Source organism: Herbiconiux sp. 11R-BC (genome assembly GCF_049472555.1).
Taxonomy (GTDB): domain Bacteria; phylum Actinomycetota; class Actinomycetes; order Actinomycetales; family Microbacteriaceae; genus Herbiconiux.
This window is the reverse complement of the sequence record NZ_JBCEBO010000008.1, coordinates 100,732-114,182: the sequence shown is the minus strand read 5'-3', so window position 1 is coordinate 114,182 and position 13,451 is coordinate 100,732. Positions and strand designations below refer to the sequence as shown.

Below are 13,451 nucleotides of genomic sequence, written 5' to 3'. Positions count from 1 at the left end.
GCCCTGCGTCTCAGAGGCGCTCAAAGCCGCGCACCCGCTCCCAGTCGGTGACCGCCGCGTCGTAGGCGGCGAGCTCGATGCGGGCGTTGTTGAGGTAGTGCTCGACCACCTCGTCGCCGAAGGCCTCCCGGGCGATGGCCGACTCGGCGAACAGGGCCGCGGCTTCGCGCAGCGTCGTCGGAACCCGCGGGGAATCGCCCTCGTAGGCGTTGCCCACGAAGGCGTCCTCCAGCTCCAGCTCGTTCTCGATGCCGTGCAGGCCCGCGGCGATGAGCGCAGCGACCGCGAGGTACTGGTTCACGTCGCCGCCGGGCACCCGGTTCTCCACCCGCATCCCGAGCCCGTGGCCCACCACGCGCAGCGCGCAGGTGCGGTTGTCGAAGCCCCAGGCCACCGCGGTCGGGGCGAAGCTGCCGTCGACGTAGCGCTTGTAGGAGTTGATGTTGGGCGCGGAGAAGAGCGTGAGTTCGCGCAGCGCGGCCAGCTGGCCGGCGAGGAAGTGGCGGAAGAGCTTCGACATGCCGTGGTGCTTCGACGGCCCCTCGTCGGGGTCGACCTCGGCGGCGAAGACCGCCGCTCCCTCGGCGGAGCGCAGGCTGATGTGGATGTGGCAGCTGTTGCCCTCGCGCTCGTTGAACTTGGCCATGAAGGTCAGGCTTTTACCGTGCGCATCGGCGATCTCCTTGGCGCCGTTCTTGTAGATCGAGTGGTTGTCGCAGGTGGTGAGGGCGCTCGCGTAGCGGAAGGCGATCTCCTGCTGACCGAGGTTGCACTCGCCCTTGACGCCCTCGCAGTACATGCCGGCGCCGTCCATGGCGTTGCGGATGTCGCGCAGCAGCGGCTCCATGCGGGTGGAGGCGAGGAGCGCGTAGTCGATGTTGTAGTCGCTCGCGGGCGTGAGCTCGCGGTAGCCCTTCGCCCAGGCCTCGCGGAAGCTGTTCTCGAACACGATGAACTCGAGCTCGGTGCCGACGAAGGCCTCGAGGCCCCGCTCCGTCAGACGCTCGAGCTGGGCCTTCAGGATCTGGCGCGGCGAGGCCACGACGGGGGCTCCGTCGAGCCACTCCAGATCGGCCGTGACCATCGCCGTGCCGGGAAGCCAGGGCGCGAGGCGCAGGGTGGTGAAGTCGGGGATCATCGCCATGTCGCCGTAGCCGTGTTCCCAGCTCGACATGGAGTAGCCGGCGACGGTGTTCATCTCCACGTCGACGGCGAGCAGGTAGTTGCAGCACTCGGCGCCGTGCTCGGCGACGTCCTCGAGGAACAGCCGCGCCGAGACGCGTTTTCCGACGAGACGGCCCTGCATGTCGGTGAAGGCCACGATCACGGTGTCGACGTCGCCGGCCCCCACGAGCTCGGTCAGGCGGTCGAGGGTGAGCGGTGCAGACGGTGAAGCCACGATGTCTCCTCGGTTCAATTCCAACCATTAGAACACAGCCGGATGCCGCAACAGCGCCTCAATTTACGTGCTCGTAATATCCAAAGGTAGACAAATTCGTCCAATGACCGCCAATATGCCGGGTATGACCAAAGAGACCAGAACCGTGTCGGGCGTCTCCTACGAGACCGCCGGGGCCGAGTACTTCGACAAGCGCAAGCTCCGCCGCTCGGCCGGCATCTGGGGGTTGTGGGGAATCGGCATCGCCGCCGTGATCTCCGGGGACTTCTCCGGCTGGAACCCGGGACTCGGAGTGGGCGGCTGGGGCGGCCTGCTCATCGCGACGGCCGTCGTCATCGTCATGTACTTCACGATGATCTTCTCCATCGGCGAGATGTCGGCGGCGATGCCGCACACCGGTGGAGCCTACTCCTTCTCGCGGGCGGCGCTCGGGCCATGGGGCGGGTTCGTGACGGGTCTCGCCGAGACCATCGAGTACGTGGTCACCACGGCGGTGGTGGTGCTCTTCTCGGCGAGCTACGCGAACTCGATCGTGACCGAGCTCTTCGGGCTGTCACTGCCCCCGTGGCTGTGGTGGATCATCCTCTACGTCGTCTTCGTCGGGCTCAACTCGCTCGGCGCCTCCGTGGGCTTCCGGTTCGCGCTCGTGGTGGCGATCATCTCGATGGCGGTGCTGCTGCTGTTCGCCGTGCTCGCGCTCGCCAACGGCGCCGTCGACTTCTCGAAGCTGCTCGACATCGCGCCGACCGAGGGCAACTCCTCGTTCCTGCCTTTCGGCGGCATCGGCATCCTGTTCGCGCTGCCGTTCGCCATCTGGTTCTTCCTCGGCATCGAGGAGCTGCCGCTGGCGGCCGAGGAGGCGCACAATCCGGCCAAGGACATCCCGAAGGCGAGCGTGTGGGGAGTCGTCACGCTGGCGTTCTTCGCGGTGCTCGTGCTGTTCCTGAACCCCGCCGTCACCGGATCGGCCGACCTCACCGTCTCGCCGGGGGACGGTGACGAGCCGCTGCTCGCGGGCTTCCGGGTGTTCCTGCCCGGCAGCGTGGCCGCCATCCTGTCGCTCTTCGCGCTCATCGGCCTGCTCGCCTCTCTGCAGGGCATCATGTACGCCTACGGCCGCAACATGTATTCGCTCTCGCGGGCCGGGTACTACCCGAAGTTCCTGTCGCTCACCGGGGCGAAGAACCAGACGCCGTGGGTGGCGCTGATCGTGGGAGCGGTGATCGGCTTCATCATCCTGGTCGCCGTGACGCTGCTCGGAACCGCGATCCCCGACATCGCCGGAGCGGTGACGGGCATCATCCTCTTCATCGCCGTGTTCGGCGCGGTGATCTCCTACATGATGCAGATGGTCTCCTTCATCGTGCTGCGCCGCAAGTTCCCGAACGCGAAGCGGCCGTGGAAGAGCCCCACGGGCATCGCGGGCGCCGTGGTCGCGGGCATCATCGCCTTCGCCGCGTTCCTCGGCATCATCCTGGCGCCGCCGTTCCAGCTCGCCGTGGTCACCTTCCTGGTGATCTTCGTGGTCGGTCTCGCGATCTTCGCTCTGGTGGGCCGCAAGCGGCTCGTGCTCTCTCCGGAGGAGGAGTACGCCCTGAGTGGCGGCCTGCACGGTGACCCGCAGACCGAGGGCTATGACGCCATGGAGGCCGAGGTATTCGCGGAAGAGTAGTCAGCGATATATCTCTGACTTGACTTTCTGAATATACCGATATATCTTTGACACATCGCGAAACAGTCGCGGTCTTAGATTTTTCTTCAGAAAGGCGGATGCCTCATGCGACGCATTCACAACGACACCAGTCAGAACCACGAACACGACCACCACGACCGCCGCTCCCGCGGAGGTTGGGAGCGCGGCCCCCACGGTCACGGCCGCGGGGCCGGCTTCGGCCCGGGAATGGGCGGACCGGGCTTCGGCGGCTTCGGCCCCGGGTTCGGTCCGCGCGGGCCGCAGCGGGCGAGCCGCGGCGACGTGCGCTCGGCCATCCTCTCCCTGCTCGAGACCGCCCCGTCGAACGGCTACGGCCTGATCAAGGCGATCGCCGAGAAGACCGGGGGAGTGTGGCGTCCGAGCCCCGGCTCGGTCTACCCCACGCTGCAGCAGCTCGTCGACGAGGAGCTGATCGTCGCCACCGGCGACGGCAAGCGCACCGAGTTCGAGCTGACCGAGACGGGCAAGGCCTACGTGGCCGAGCACGCCGAGGAGCTCACCAAGGCCTGGCAGGCCACCGCCGGCCAGTCCGCCGTCGACGCGGAGTTCCACGCCGGCGTCGCCAAGCTCATGGGCGTGGTGCAGCAGTTCCGCTTCGGTGCCACCGAGGCGCAGCGCGCGGCGGCCACCGAGAAGATCGACGAGGCCCGTCGGGCGCTCTACCTGATCCTCGCGGACTAGGCGATCCCACCACGGCCTGAGATCAGGGGGTCATGTCCGCCCAGTGCGGACATGACCCCCTTTTTCTCATTCCGGGCGGTTCGCCCAGCGCCGAATAGGGCAGATGCCCGATGCCGGGGCAGCGCCTTAGAGACGAGCATCGACGTGTCGGGAGAGGCCCGGCACCGGAGGTGTATCGCAATGCTGATGAGTGAATATTCGTTCTCCTGGCTCGCCGAGGCGCGCGAACAGGAACTCATCCGCGAACTCGAGCGGCGACGGATGCGCGCCGAGCGGGCCGCCCAGGCCGCTGCGGCCACTGTCGGAGCCCGCGAGACGGGCGCTCCGGATGCGGTGCCCGTCACCCGCCGCCGCCCGCGCGGGTTGTTCGGCCGCCGCCCACGCCACGCCTAGCCTGAGCGCGGGCGTAACCGGCGAGTCGTCCGGACCCGACGGCTCAGGCAGCGGAGGCGCCCCCGAGGTCCGCGCCGGTGTCGCCGGCGGGTGGGAGCATGGAGACATGCAGTTCACGAGCACGGCGCTCATCGGCCGCGAGGACGACCTCGAGGCGCTGCGCGACGCCCTCCGCGAGAGTGTCGCGGGTTCCACCCGCACTGTGGTGGTGAGCGGCGAGGCCGGTATCGGCAAGACGCGACTCGTCGCCGAGTTCCTCGCCGCGGCGGGTGCGGGTGCCGGTGTCGCGATCGGCTCGGACGAGGCTCCGGCCACGACCGGCGCGCCTGAGGGCACAGGCACGAGCCGCGGCGCCGTCGCGGGCGAGGGCCCGCTCGTGCTGCGCGGCCAGTGCATCGACCTCGATCGCGACGCCCCGCCCTATGCGCCGATCCTCGCCCCTCTTCGTGCTCTCTCGGCGGCCCTCGGCCGTGGCGCCCTGCTCGAGGCCGCCGGCCCCGCCCGCGACTCCCTCGCCGTACTGCTGCCCGAACTCGCCGAACCCCTCGACCGAGGTGCGGAGCCGTCCCATCTCCGCGCCTCGGAACCCGCCCGCCGTGGCGGCGCCGAACAGCTGCTCGACGCGGTGGCCTCGACCCTCGAGAACGCGGCGCGCGTGCGCCCGCTCGTGATCGTGATCGAAGACCTGCACTGGGCCGACCAGGCCACGCTCGGTCTCCTCCGCTTCCTCGTGCGCGTGGTGGAGTCGGCGCGCATCCTGCTGGTGGTCACCTACCGCAGCGACGAGCTCGGCCGCGGCCATCCCCTCCGCAGCTGGCTGCCCGAGCTCGACCGCAGCCGTCGTGTCTCCCGTCTCGACCTCGCGCGCCTGAACCGCCGGCAGGTGCGCCAGCTCTCGACGGCCCTGCTCGGCACCCCGCTCGACGCCCACGATCTCGGCATCGTCGTGCAGCGCACCGACGGGGTGCCCTTCTTCATCGAGGAGATCGTGGGCTGCGACTTCGCCGGCGTCGACGCCTTTCCCGAGACCCTCCGCGACATCGTGCTCGCACGCTACGAGACCCTCGGCGACCGCAGTCAGCGCCTGCTGCGCCTGCTCGCGGCCGGCGGCGTGCGCGTGGAGCACGAGCTGCTCGTGCGGGTGAGCGAGGGGCCGGCCGTCGAGCTCGACGACGCCGCCCGCGAGGCCGTGCTCGCGAACGTGCTCGTGGTCGACGGCACGGCCTACGCGTTCCGGCACGCCCTCGTGCGCGAGGCCATCCACGACGAACTGCTGCCGGGGGAGCGGATGCGCTTCCACACCGCCTACGCCGAGGCCCTCGAGGAGCGCCGGTCCGGCCCCGGCGCCGACTCCACCGCCATCTCCTACCACTGGATGGCGGCGCACAACCTGCGCGCCGCCTTCGCCTCCTCTCTCGCCGCGATGGAGGAGGCGCGGGCGAGCTACGCCAACGCCACCGCGGCCCGGATGGGCGAGCGCGCGCTCGAGCTCTGGGAGCAGGTTCCGGATGCCGAGACCCTCGCCGGGCGCAGCCGCGTCGAGCTGCTCGGCGAGACCGCGTACATCCTGCGCAACGCGGGAGAGAGCGAGCGCGCCATCGCCCTGATCGACGAGGCGATCGCGGGGTCGGGCCCCGAGCATCCGGAGCAGCTCGCGCGCCTGCTCCGCAACAAGGCCTCGTTCCTGGCGAACATCGGGCACACGGGTTCCATCGAACTGCTCCGGCGAGCCCTCGAGGTGATCGAGGGGCTCCCACGCAGCGTCCTGCGCGCCAACGTGCTGGGCGAGCTCGCCGCCCGGCTCATGCTCGCCGCGCGCTTCGCCGACGCCGTGGCCACCGCTGAGCTGGCCTTCGCCGAGGCCGAGTCCGTCGGGTCGCGGGCGCGCATGTCGGTGGCCTCCAGCATCCGCGGCGTCTCGCGACTCTCGCTGGGCGGGATCGAGAGCGGTCTCGCCGACCTGGCGGCCGCCGGGGTGCTCGCGGAGGGCAACGACTCGGCGCGGCTGCGCTACTGGGTGAACGAGTCGGACGCCTTCTTCCTGCTCGGCCGCTACGACGACGCCATCCGGGTGGCGGAGTCCGGCTTCGAGCGCGCTCGCGCGCGCGGTGTCGAGCGCACCTCGGGGGTCATCCTGATGTCCAACGTCATCGCGCCCCTCTTCGCGCTCGGCCAGACGAGGCGCGCGACCGAGCTGCTCGACCGCGCACTGGAGCTCGAGCCCCCGATCGGCTTCAGCGCCCATCTGCAGCTGCAGAAGCTCCAGGCGGTGCTGCGCGGCGGCGATGCGGTCGGCGCCGATCGGCTGCTGCGCGGCTGGCGGGCGGGCCTGAGTCTGCAGTGCCGGATCGACGCGCAATCGCGGCTGGGCTTTGCGGCCATCGCCGCCGAGATCGCTCTGGCGAACGGCGACATCGCCGGGGCCTGGCTCGAGGCGGCCGCGATCGTGGCCCCAGAGCACCGCACCTTCCCCGCCTACGACCTCCCGCTGCTCGTGGTGGCCGCGGGCGTTCTGGCCGCGGCGCGCGCATCCGGAACCGAGCTCGCCGTGCGCACGGTCGGCTCCGGCACGCCCGAGGCTCCGCTCGCGCTCCGTGCTCACCCCGCACCTCCCCACGACGGTGTCATCGACCTCGCCGAGCTCGAGTCGCGGCTCCGCAGCGGCCTCGAGATGGTGCGCCACTGGCCGACGGCCCCGGTGTTCGTCGCGCTCTTCGAGGCCGAGCTCGGCGGCGCGGGCGCAGGCACGGACGCGGATCTCTGGGCGGCCGCCGTCGACGCGGCCACCGCATCCGGAGCCCCGGCGGCGTTCGCCCCATACGCGCTCGTGCGGCACGCCGAGGCCCTCGCGGGCAGCGGCGATCGCGCGGCGGCACGTCTCCGGGCGGAGGAGGCCCGCTCCGCCGCCGAGGCGATCGGGATGGGCCTGGTGACGGCGCGCGTCGCCGAGCTCGAACGGCGCATCGGCCTGGTGCGGTTGCCCGGTCGCCGTGACGCCGACGGCGCGCAGCGGGTTCAGACGGTCGAAGACGAGCTGACCGAGCGCGAACGTCAGGTGCTCGCGCTGATCGCCCAGGGGCAGAGCAACAAGCAGATCGCCCAGGCGCTCTACATCAGCGTCAAGACGGCGAGCGTGCACGTGTCCAACATCCTCCGCAAGACCAACACGGCCAGCCGCACCGAGGCGGCCTACCTGGCCCGCAGTTTCGCCGAGGAGACGGCGCAGAAGTAGGGAATTCACCCGAGGTGGGCCGCCCGTCTTAGAGAGCACCGTGTTCTTGCACGAACACGAACACGAACACGCGAACCTCTCGAAAGCAGGCGAATCATGGTGCTCCTCCTCATTCTCGGAATCCTCGCCGTCGCGGCGGCCGCTGCCGGCCTCGTCGCCCTCACCCGAGACGGCTACGGCGGCGTGCCCACCCGGCCGGGCACGCCGCCCGCCGAGCGCACGCGCACCGAGCGCGAACCGGTGCCGCTGCTCACGCGCATCCGTTAATCCCCTGTTCATCTCGGGGCTCCCTCGCTGCCCGACGGCTGCGCGATACTCCACTCGTCCGCAGCCGAATGCGAGAAGGAGCCCCGATGACCGCCGAAGCCCCCACCGAGCCCCTCGTCCCGGTCGACCTCAACGACATGCTGGGATACGTGGTGGTCGACAACGACGACGACGACCCGGTTCTGCTCGACCGCGACGGCGCCGTGGTCGACACCTGGCGCGAGGGCTACCCGTACCACCAGCGGATGGACCGCGACGAGTACGAGGCCGCGAAGCGTCTGCTGCAGATCGAGTTGCTGAAGCTGCAGAACTGGATCAAGGCCGAGGGCCGGCGTCTCGTCGTCGTCTTCGAGGGGCGCGACGCGGCCGGCAAGGGCGGCACCATCAAGCGCTTCACCGAACACCTCAACCCGCGTGGCGCCCGCGTCGTGGCGCTCGAGAAGCCCACCGAGCGCGAGAGCACGCAGTGGTACTTCCAGCGCTACGTGCAGCACCTGCCGGCGGCGGGCGAGATGGTTCTCTTCGACCGCTCCTGGTACAACCGGGCCGGCGTCGAGCGCGTGATGGGCTTCTGCACCGACGCGCAATACGCGGAGTTCCTCGAGCAGGCGCCGGCGTTCGAACGGATGCTCGTTCAGGACGGCGTCGATGTGGTCAAGTTCTGGTTCTCGGTCTCCAAGAGCGAGCAACTCACGCGCTTCGCCATCCGCCAGGTCGACCCGGTGCGCCAATGGAAGCTCTCGCCGATGGACATCGCCTCGCTCGACAAGTGGGACGACTACACCGTGGCCAAGGAGACGATGTTCGCGGCCACCGACACCGAGTCCGCGCCCTGGACGGTGGTGAAGAGCAACGACAAGAAGCGCGCCCGCCTCGAGGCGATGCGCCACGTGCTCACCCGCTTCGACTACGCGAACCGCGACACCGAGGTGGTCGGCGAGGTCGACACCCTCGTGGTCGGCCCGGCCGAGCAGGTCTACGAGCGCGGCGAGAAGGAGTCGCTGAGCGCGTCGAGCACGGCGGCGGGCGACTCGATCTGAGCGAAGTGCCCGGCGGAGGGCACCTCCACGACGGAGAAGTCGCGGATGACGCCGGCGAGCGCCGGGTCGTCGCCGGCGCCCACGAAGACGTCGTGTGTGCCGTGCACCGAACGAACGGGGCACACGATCCGGCCCCATGACCCGGCCAGGTCGTAGGCGGCGGCCTCCCCGACTGCGCGGGTGAAGGCCGCGGGCCGGATCTCCCGCACGAAGGCGTCGAGGACGGAGTCGGGCACGAGTTCCGGATGCGCGAACAGCGGCGAGACGGCCGCGCGCAGCAATCGCAGGCGGCGCAGCATCCGCAGCACGGCGGTGGCCGCGGACGGGGCGCCCGAGAACACCCGCATCACGCCGGCCAGTCCGGCGAACCCCGGGAGACGGCGCCACCGCCGCACCGGATGTCGTGCCACCTCGGCCACGGCGAAGGCCGTGGGGGAGACGAGCCCCACCGTGTGAGTGCACTGCGGCTCGATCGCGGCCAGGTGCAGGGCGATGAAGCCGCCGAGGGAGTGCCCGACCAGACGCCACGAGCGGTAGCCGAGGCGCCGGGCGACGTCGGCCACCGTGAGGGCGTAGGCCTCGACCGAATGCGCGTCACGCCCGTTCGACAGCGGCCGGTCTGGCCAGGGCGAGTCGCCCCAGCCCGGGAGATCGACGAGCACGAGATCGTCGAGGCGTTGGCCGCGGGCGGCGGCCGCGGCCAGCAGGGGCGTCCAGGTGGTCCAGGATCCGGCGGCGCCGTGCAGCAGGATGGTCGCGGCGGATCCCGTTGCCCGCGCGGCCGTGCGCACGGTGACGAGTCCCTGCCGGGTGCGGAGGCGGCGGGTCACGAGCCCGAACGCCCGCGGGTCGGTGCCCAGGCCGAACGGGGCGTATTCCTCCGCGCTGCGGACCGCGTCCGGGGGCTCGCCGCCGGAATCGACGGGAAGAGCGGGGCGGGTCACCGGTGTCGTTCGGAGCCGAGGCGGCCCGCGGATTGGCCCGCTCGCGCCCCGACGCTGTAATGATGGGCAGATGATCTCCGTCGAGCTCGCCCGCGCCCTCCGCACCGCGGGGCTCCGCTGGCGCCCGCGCTCCGGCGATTCCTTCGTGATCGAGACCGCCGAACCCGGCGGCGAGGTGTTCACGGTGAGCGAGATGACGGTGGAGGTGCACGACTTCCCGAGCGGTCAGCTCATCGGCTTCAACGGCACCACGGAGTGGGCGCTGGACTCGGTCGACGTCGGGGACACGCTCTGGCTCCCGCGCGAGGACCAGCTGCGGGAGATCCTGCGTGACGGCTTCCGCCGGCTCGAGACCGACGGGGCCGGCGAGCATCGCCTCTTCCTCGTGACGGCCGTGATCCGCGGTGAGGAGCGCACCTTCGAGGCGGTCACGGCGGCGGACGCCTACGGCGAGGCGGTGCTCGACCTGGTCGTGCAGAGCCTCGTCTCGGAAGCCGGCGAGCCGGCCGCCGACGAAACCGACGAACCCGCCGTCTGAGGCGCGGCCTAGGCTGGAGGCATGACGGAAAACTCGGTTCCCCTTCTCACCCTCAACAACGGTGTCGACATCCCGCAGCTCGGTTTCGGCGTCTTCAAGGTCGACCCCGACAAGACCACCCGCATCGTGCGCGACGCCCTCGACGTGGGCTATCGCCATCTCGACACCGCCCGCATCTATCACAACGAAGAGGGCGTCGGCCACGCCGTGAAGGAGTCGGGCATCGCGCGCGACGAGCTCTTCATCACCACCAAGCTCTGGAACAGCGATCAGACGGATGCGGAGGCCGCGTTCGAGAAGAGCCTCGCGCGGCTGGGCGTCGACTACGTCGACCTCTACCTCATCCACTGGCCGACGCCCGAACGCGACACCTACCTGCAGGCCTGGCGCTCGCTCGAGAAGATCCTGGCCTCGGGCCGCGCGAAGGCCATCGGCGTCTCGAACTTCACGATCGACCACCTCGAGCGCCTGGTCGCCGAGACCGAGATCGTGCCCGCAGTGAACCAGGTCGAGCTCCACGTCGACCTGCAGCAGGCCGAGTTGCGCGCCTACGCGGCCGAGCACGGCATCGCCATCGAGGCCTGGGGGCCGCTCGGTCAGGGCCGCATCAACGACTCGCCCGAGCTCGCCGAGATCGCCCGGGCGCACGGCAAATCGGTGCCGCAGACGATCCTGCGCTGGCACCTGCAGATCGGCAACATCGTCATCCCGAAGAGCAACGACAAGGGGCGCATGGCCGAGAACTTCGACGTCTTCGACTTCGAGCTCTCCGCCGCCGAGATCGCCTCCATCGCCACGCTCGACCGCGGCGAAGACGGCCGCAACGGCAGCCACCCGCTCGAGGTCAACTGAGGCGGCGGCGGGCCCCGGCTGCGCCGGAGCCCGCCGGAGTGCTCGTTCCGCTGGTCACGGAACGAGCACGAGCCGCTCTGCGCTGCTCGCCGGAGTCGCCCAGGCTTCGGCCACCTCGGCGAGCGGCAGTGCGCGCGCGTCCACTCGCGCGGCGCCCGTGCCGACGTAGGCCGCCAGCGGCCGGAGCTCTTCGAGGATGTCGCGGGTGGGCACCGACCCCTGCCCGCTCCCGACGATCCGCAGGCCCGAGGAGCGGAGGGCCGCGGAGAGCACGGGCGCTTCCGGCCCGGCGACGGAGCCGATCTGCACCCAGGTGAACGCCTCGCTGCGATGGGGGCGTGCGCGCACCAGCTCGGTCATCGCCGTCGCTCCCGGTGCGCCCCAGACGTAGTCGAGCACGACGTCGGCCCCGGCCACCTCTCCGATGCGGTCGAAGCTCAGCGCTTCGTCGGCCCCGAGGGCTTCGAGAGCGGCGAATCGCGTCGTGTCCCGTGCCACGGCACTCACCCGCCCTGCGCCGAGATGGCGCGCCACCTCGATCGCCATCCGGCCCGCGCTCCCCGTCGCACCGAGGATGACGACGTGCTGGCCGGGTCGCAGATCAGCGCGCCGGCGCAGGGCGATCCACGACGACATCGCCGGGTTCATCGCCGCGGCGATGGTGACCGGATCCAGTCCGTCTGGCAGCACCAGGCTCGCGCGCCGGTCGATCACCGCGCGCTGCGCCATCGCGCCCTCCTCCACGACGAAGTAGCGGAGCGCTCCGTCGGCATCCCGACCGACCCCGTCGACGCCCGGCACGAGTGGCAGGTGATCGGTCGCGGTGTAGTGGGAGCCGTCGGCCTGCGATCGCACGCGAGGATGCAGTGCCGAGGCGAGCACCTCCACGACGATCTCGTCGTCACCGCTCGCGACCGGGTCGTCGATCCGGTCGAAACGCGGCGGAAGGGAGAAGTCGGTGACCACGGCGGCGTACATGGGAGCCTTTCGCTATAGTTGGTGATACGAACCAATATAGTTCGTAGAACCAACTAAGTCAACGGAGGACTCCATGCCGCATCGCGACGACGAGACCGAGCAGCTGCTCCTGGTGGACGCCCTGGCCCAATCGGCGTTCACCATCACGAGCATCCTGAATCGCATCGCGGCCGACAACGAGCTCTCGCTGACGCAGCTGCGGATGCTGGCGATCCTGCGCGACCGCCGCCCGACGATGACCGGCCTCGCCTCGTTGCTGGGGCTCGAGAAGTCGACCCTGTCGGGCCTCGTGGAGCGCGCCGAGGCGCGCGGACTCGTCGCTCGGGGGCGCAGCAGCTCCGACGGCCGGGCCTTCGACGTCTTCCTCACCGAGGAGGGGCGACGCCAGGCCAGGCTCATCGAGCGCGACGTGCGGCAGGCGGTTCTGCCGGGCACCGCGGGGCTGAGCGCCGAGGAGCGCGAGACGTTGCGGGAGCTCCTGGAGCGGATGCAGCGGCCCGCCGATTAGGCGGCGGCCTGCCGGGTCTCCGCCGCCTTGCCCGGGAACCACGGAATGAGCGCCGACGTCCTCTTCTTGTAGTCGGCGTACTCCGGATACTTCGAGAGCGTGATGCTCTCCGTGAACACCGTGGAGCCGATGAAGAGCGTCGTCAGGAGCACCGCACCGAGCACGGTCCACTGCAGCACCGAACCGGCCGCGGCCGCCCCGAGCAAGAAGATCACCCACCACTGAGCCTGCTCGCAGAAGAAGTTCGGGTGCCGTGAGAAACGGAAGAGTCCCGTCTGCAGGAAGCGCGGACGAGGGTCCCGCCCGGCCGCCCGCTCGGCATTCTTCCACTGGTGGAAGTCCCACTGCTGCTGGTCGGCGACGGTCTCGCCCACGAGCAGGAGCAGGAACAGCGCGAACAGCGCGATGTCGAGCGGTCCCACCGGGGTTCCGGTGTTCTGCAGGGCGGTGTACGCCGGCAGCGTGATCAGCAGCAGGATGGCGTTCTGGTAGATCGTGATGAAGAACAGGTTGAACAGCTGGAACTGCCACGGCGCCATCCGTCCCCGCAGCACCGCCCACCGGTAGTCCTCGCCGCCCGGGGCGTAACCGCCCTTGCGAGCGAAGTTCAAGGTGAGTCGGGCACCCCAGAGCGTCACGAGCACGGCCATCGTGTTCAGTCGCAGGTCGCTGAAGCCTGCCGCCCCGGCGAAGATCCACAGGTAGACGAGGGGGATGACCGACCAGATGCGGTCGACCCAGGAGTACTCCCGCGTCACGAGCGACAGGATCCAGACGATCGCGCAGATCGCCCCGAACACCCACAGACACGTCACCAAGGCAGCCATGGGAAAAGTGTAGGCGACCGTGCAGTGTTCACTGGGTAAATCCCGGGGTGGCCCGGCGCTCACATCGGCTACGCTTGA

Annotated in this window: 13 protein-coding genes; 9 read left to right on the top strand and 4 right to left on the bottom strand. The window is 70.2% G+C overall.

The features are described from left to right. Positions 1-10 precede the first annotated feature (10 nt). Positions 11-1,399 carry a glutamine synthetase family protein gene (locus tag VD659_RS17045; RefSeq protein ID WP_423262234.1) on the bottom strand — a complete coding sequence of 463 codons (1,389 nt, stop codon included), beginning with the start codon at positions 1,397-1,399 and terminating at the stop codon, positions 11-13. Positions 1,400-1,523: 124 nt separating this feature from the next. Here VD659_RS17045 and VD659_RS17040 point away from each other — a divergent pair, with 124 nt between their 5' ends. The 6 genes from VD659_RS17040 (at position 1,524) to ppk2 (ending at position 8,726) form a co-directional block, all read left to right on the top strand. After that, positions 1,524-3,071 (top strand): amino acid permease, encoded by a 1,548-nt coding sequence (locus VD659_RS17040; RefSeq protein WP_423262233.1) that lies wholly within the window; start codon positions 1,524-1,526, stop codon positions 3,069-3,071. 105 nt (positions 3,072-3,176) lie between these two features. Beyond that, positions 3,177-3,794, top strand: a complete 618-nt coding sequence (locus VD659_RS17035; RefSeq protein WP_423262232.1) for a PadR family transcriptional regulator — start codon at positions 3,177-3,179, stop codon at positions 3,792-3,794. 186 nt (positions 3,795-3,980) lie between these two features. Then, positions 3,981-4,187, top strand: coding sequence for a hypothetical protein (locus VD659_RS17030; RefSeq protein WP_423262231.1), 207 nt, complete (start codon positions 3,981-3,983; stop codon positions 4,185-4,187). Between the two features lie 106 nt (positions 4,188-4,293). Then, entirely contained in the window at positions 4,294-7,419 is a 3,126-nt protein-coding gene (locus tag VD659_RS17025) for a helix-turn-helix transcriptional regulator (RefSeq protein ID WP_423262230.1), read from the top strand. 96 nt (positions 7,420-7,515) lie between these two features. Further along, entirely contained in the window at positions 7,516-7,686 is a 171-nt protein-coding gene (locus tag VD659_RS17020) for a hypothetical protein (RefSeq protein WP_423262229.1), read from the top strand. An 86-nt stretch (positions 7,687-7,772) separates the two neighbouring features. Then, a complete protein-coding gene (gene ppk2, locus VD659_RS17015; RefSeq protein WP_423262228.1) occupies positions 7,773-8,726 on the top strand; it encodes a polyphosphate kinase 2 in 954 nt (317 codons plus the stop codon). On the opposite strand, the gene VD659_RS17010 is transcribed toward ppk2, so the two are convergent. After that, positions 8,663-9,670 (bottom strand): alpha/beta fold hydrolase, encoded by a 1,008-nt coding sequence (locus VD659_RS17010; RefSeq protein WP_423262227.1) that lies wholly within the window; start codon positions 9,668-9,670, stop codon positions 8,663-8,665. The two genes, ppk2 and VD659_RS17010, sit on opposite strands and share 64 nt — an antisense overlap. 70 nt (positions 9,671-9,740) lie before the next feature. Between VD659_RS17010 and VD659_RS17005 the strand changes: the two genes are divergently transcribed. Together VD659_RS17005 and VD659_RS17000 are read left to right on the top strand one after the other, a co-directional pair. Beyond that, positions 9,741-10,208, top strand: a complete 468-nt coding sequence (locus VD659_RS17005; protein WP_423262226.1) for a pilus assembly protein CpaE — start codon at positions 9,741-9,743, stop codon at positions 10,206-10,208. Positions 10,209-10,229: 21 nt separating this feature from the next. Then, on the top strand, positions 10,230-11,060 hold the full coding sequence (locus tag VD659_RS17000; RefSeq protein ID WP_423262225.1) for an aldo/keto reductase: 831 nt from the start codon (positions 10,230-10,232) through the stop codon (positions 11,058-11,060). 54 nt (positions 11,061-11,114) lie between these two features. Here VD659_RS17000 and VD659_RS16995 read toward each other — a convergent pair whose 3' ends face one another. Beyond that, entirely contained in the window at positions 11,115-12,038 is a 924-nt protein-coding gene (locus VD659_RS16995; protein ID WP_423262224.1) for a zinc-binding alcohol dehydrogenase family protein, read from the bottom strand. A gap of 73 nt (positions 12,039-12,111) precedes the next feature. Between VD659_RS16995 and VD659_RS16990 the strand changes: the two genes are divergently transcribed. Further along, the gene (locus VD659_RS16990; protein WP_423262223.1) at positions 12,112-12,546 is read left to right on the top strand and encodes a MarR family winged helix-turn-helix transcriptional regulator; all 435 of its coding nucleotides are present in this window, start codon (positions 12,112-12,114) and stop codon (positions 12,544-12,546) included. Here VD659_RS16990 and VD659_RS16985 read toward each other — a convergent pair. After that, positions 12,543-13,373 carry a DUF1295 domain-containing protein gene (locus VD659_RS16985; RefSeq protein WP_423262222.1) on the bottom strand — a complete coding sequence of 277 codons (831 nt, stop codon included), beginning with the start codon at positions 13,371-13,373 and terminating at the stop codon, positions 12,543-12,545. The two genes, VD659_RS16990 and VD659_RS16985, sit on opposite strands and share 4 nt — an antisense overlap. Positions 13,374-13,451: the final 78 nt, after the last annotated feature.

What these genes read in the sequence shown, in the direction of transcription:
- VD659_RS16990 (WP_423262223.1), top strand. Translation starts at nt 12,112, where the DNA reads ATGCCGCATCGCGACGACGAGACCGAGCAGCTGCTCCTGGTGGACGCC.
- VD659_RS17030 (WP_423262231.1), top strand. Translation starts at nt 3,981, where the DNA reads ATGAGTGAATATTCGTTCTCCTGGCTCGCCGAGGCGCGCGAACAGGAA.
- VD659_RS17000 (WP_423262225.1), top strand. Translation starts at nt 10,230, where the DNA reads ATGACGGAAAACTCGGTTCCCCTTCTCACCCTCAACAACGGTGTCGAC.
- VD659_RS16995 (WP_423262224.1), bottom strand. Translation starts at nt 12,038, where the DNA reads ATGTACGCCGCCGTGGTCACCGACTTCTCCCTTCCGCCGCGTTTCGAC.
- VD659_RS17005 (WP_423262226.1), top strand. Translation starts at nt 9,741, where the DNA reads ATGATCTCCGTCGAGCTCGCCCGCGCCCTCCGCACCGCGGGGCTCCGC.
- VD659_RS17025 (WP_423262230.1), top strand. Translation starts at nt 4,294, where the DNA reads ATGCAGTTCACGAGCACGGCGCTCATCGGCCGCGAGGACGACCTCGAG.
- VD659_RS16985 (WP_423262222.1), bottom strand. Translation starts at nt 13,373, where the DNA reads ATGGCTGCCTTGGTGACGTGTCTGTGGGTGTTCGGGGCGATCTGCGCG.
- VD659_RS17040 (WP_423262233.1), top strand. Translation starts at nt 1,524, where the DNA reads ATGACCAAAGAGACCAGAACCGTGTCGGGCGTCTCCTACGAGACCGCC.
- VD659_RS17020 (WP_423262229.1), top strand. Translation starts at nt 7,516, where the DNA reads ATGGTGCTCCTCCTCATTCTCGGAATCCTCGCCGTCGCGGCGGCCGCT.
- VD659_RS17035 (WP_423262232.1), top strand. Translation starts at nt 3,177, where the DNA reads ATGCGACGCATTCACAACGACACCAGTCAGAACCACGAACACGACCAC.
- ppk2 (WP_423262228.1), top strand. Translation starts at nt 7,773, where the DNA reads ATGACCGCCGAAGCCCCCACCGAGCCCCTCGTCCCGGTCGACCTCAAC.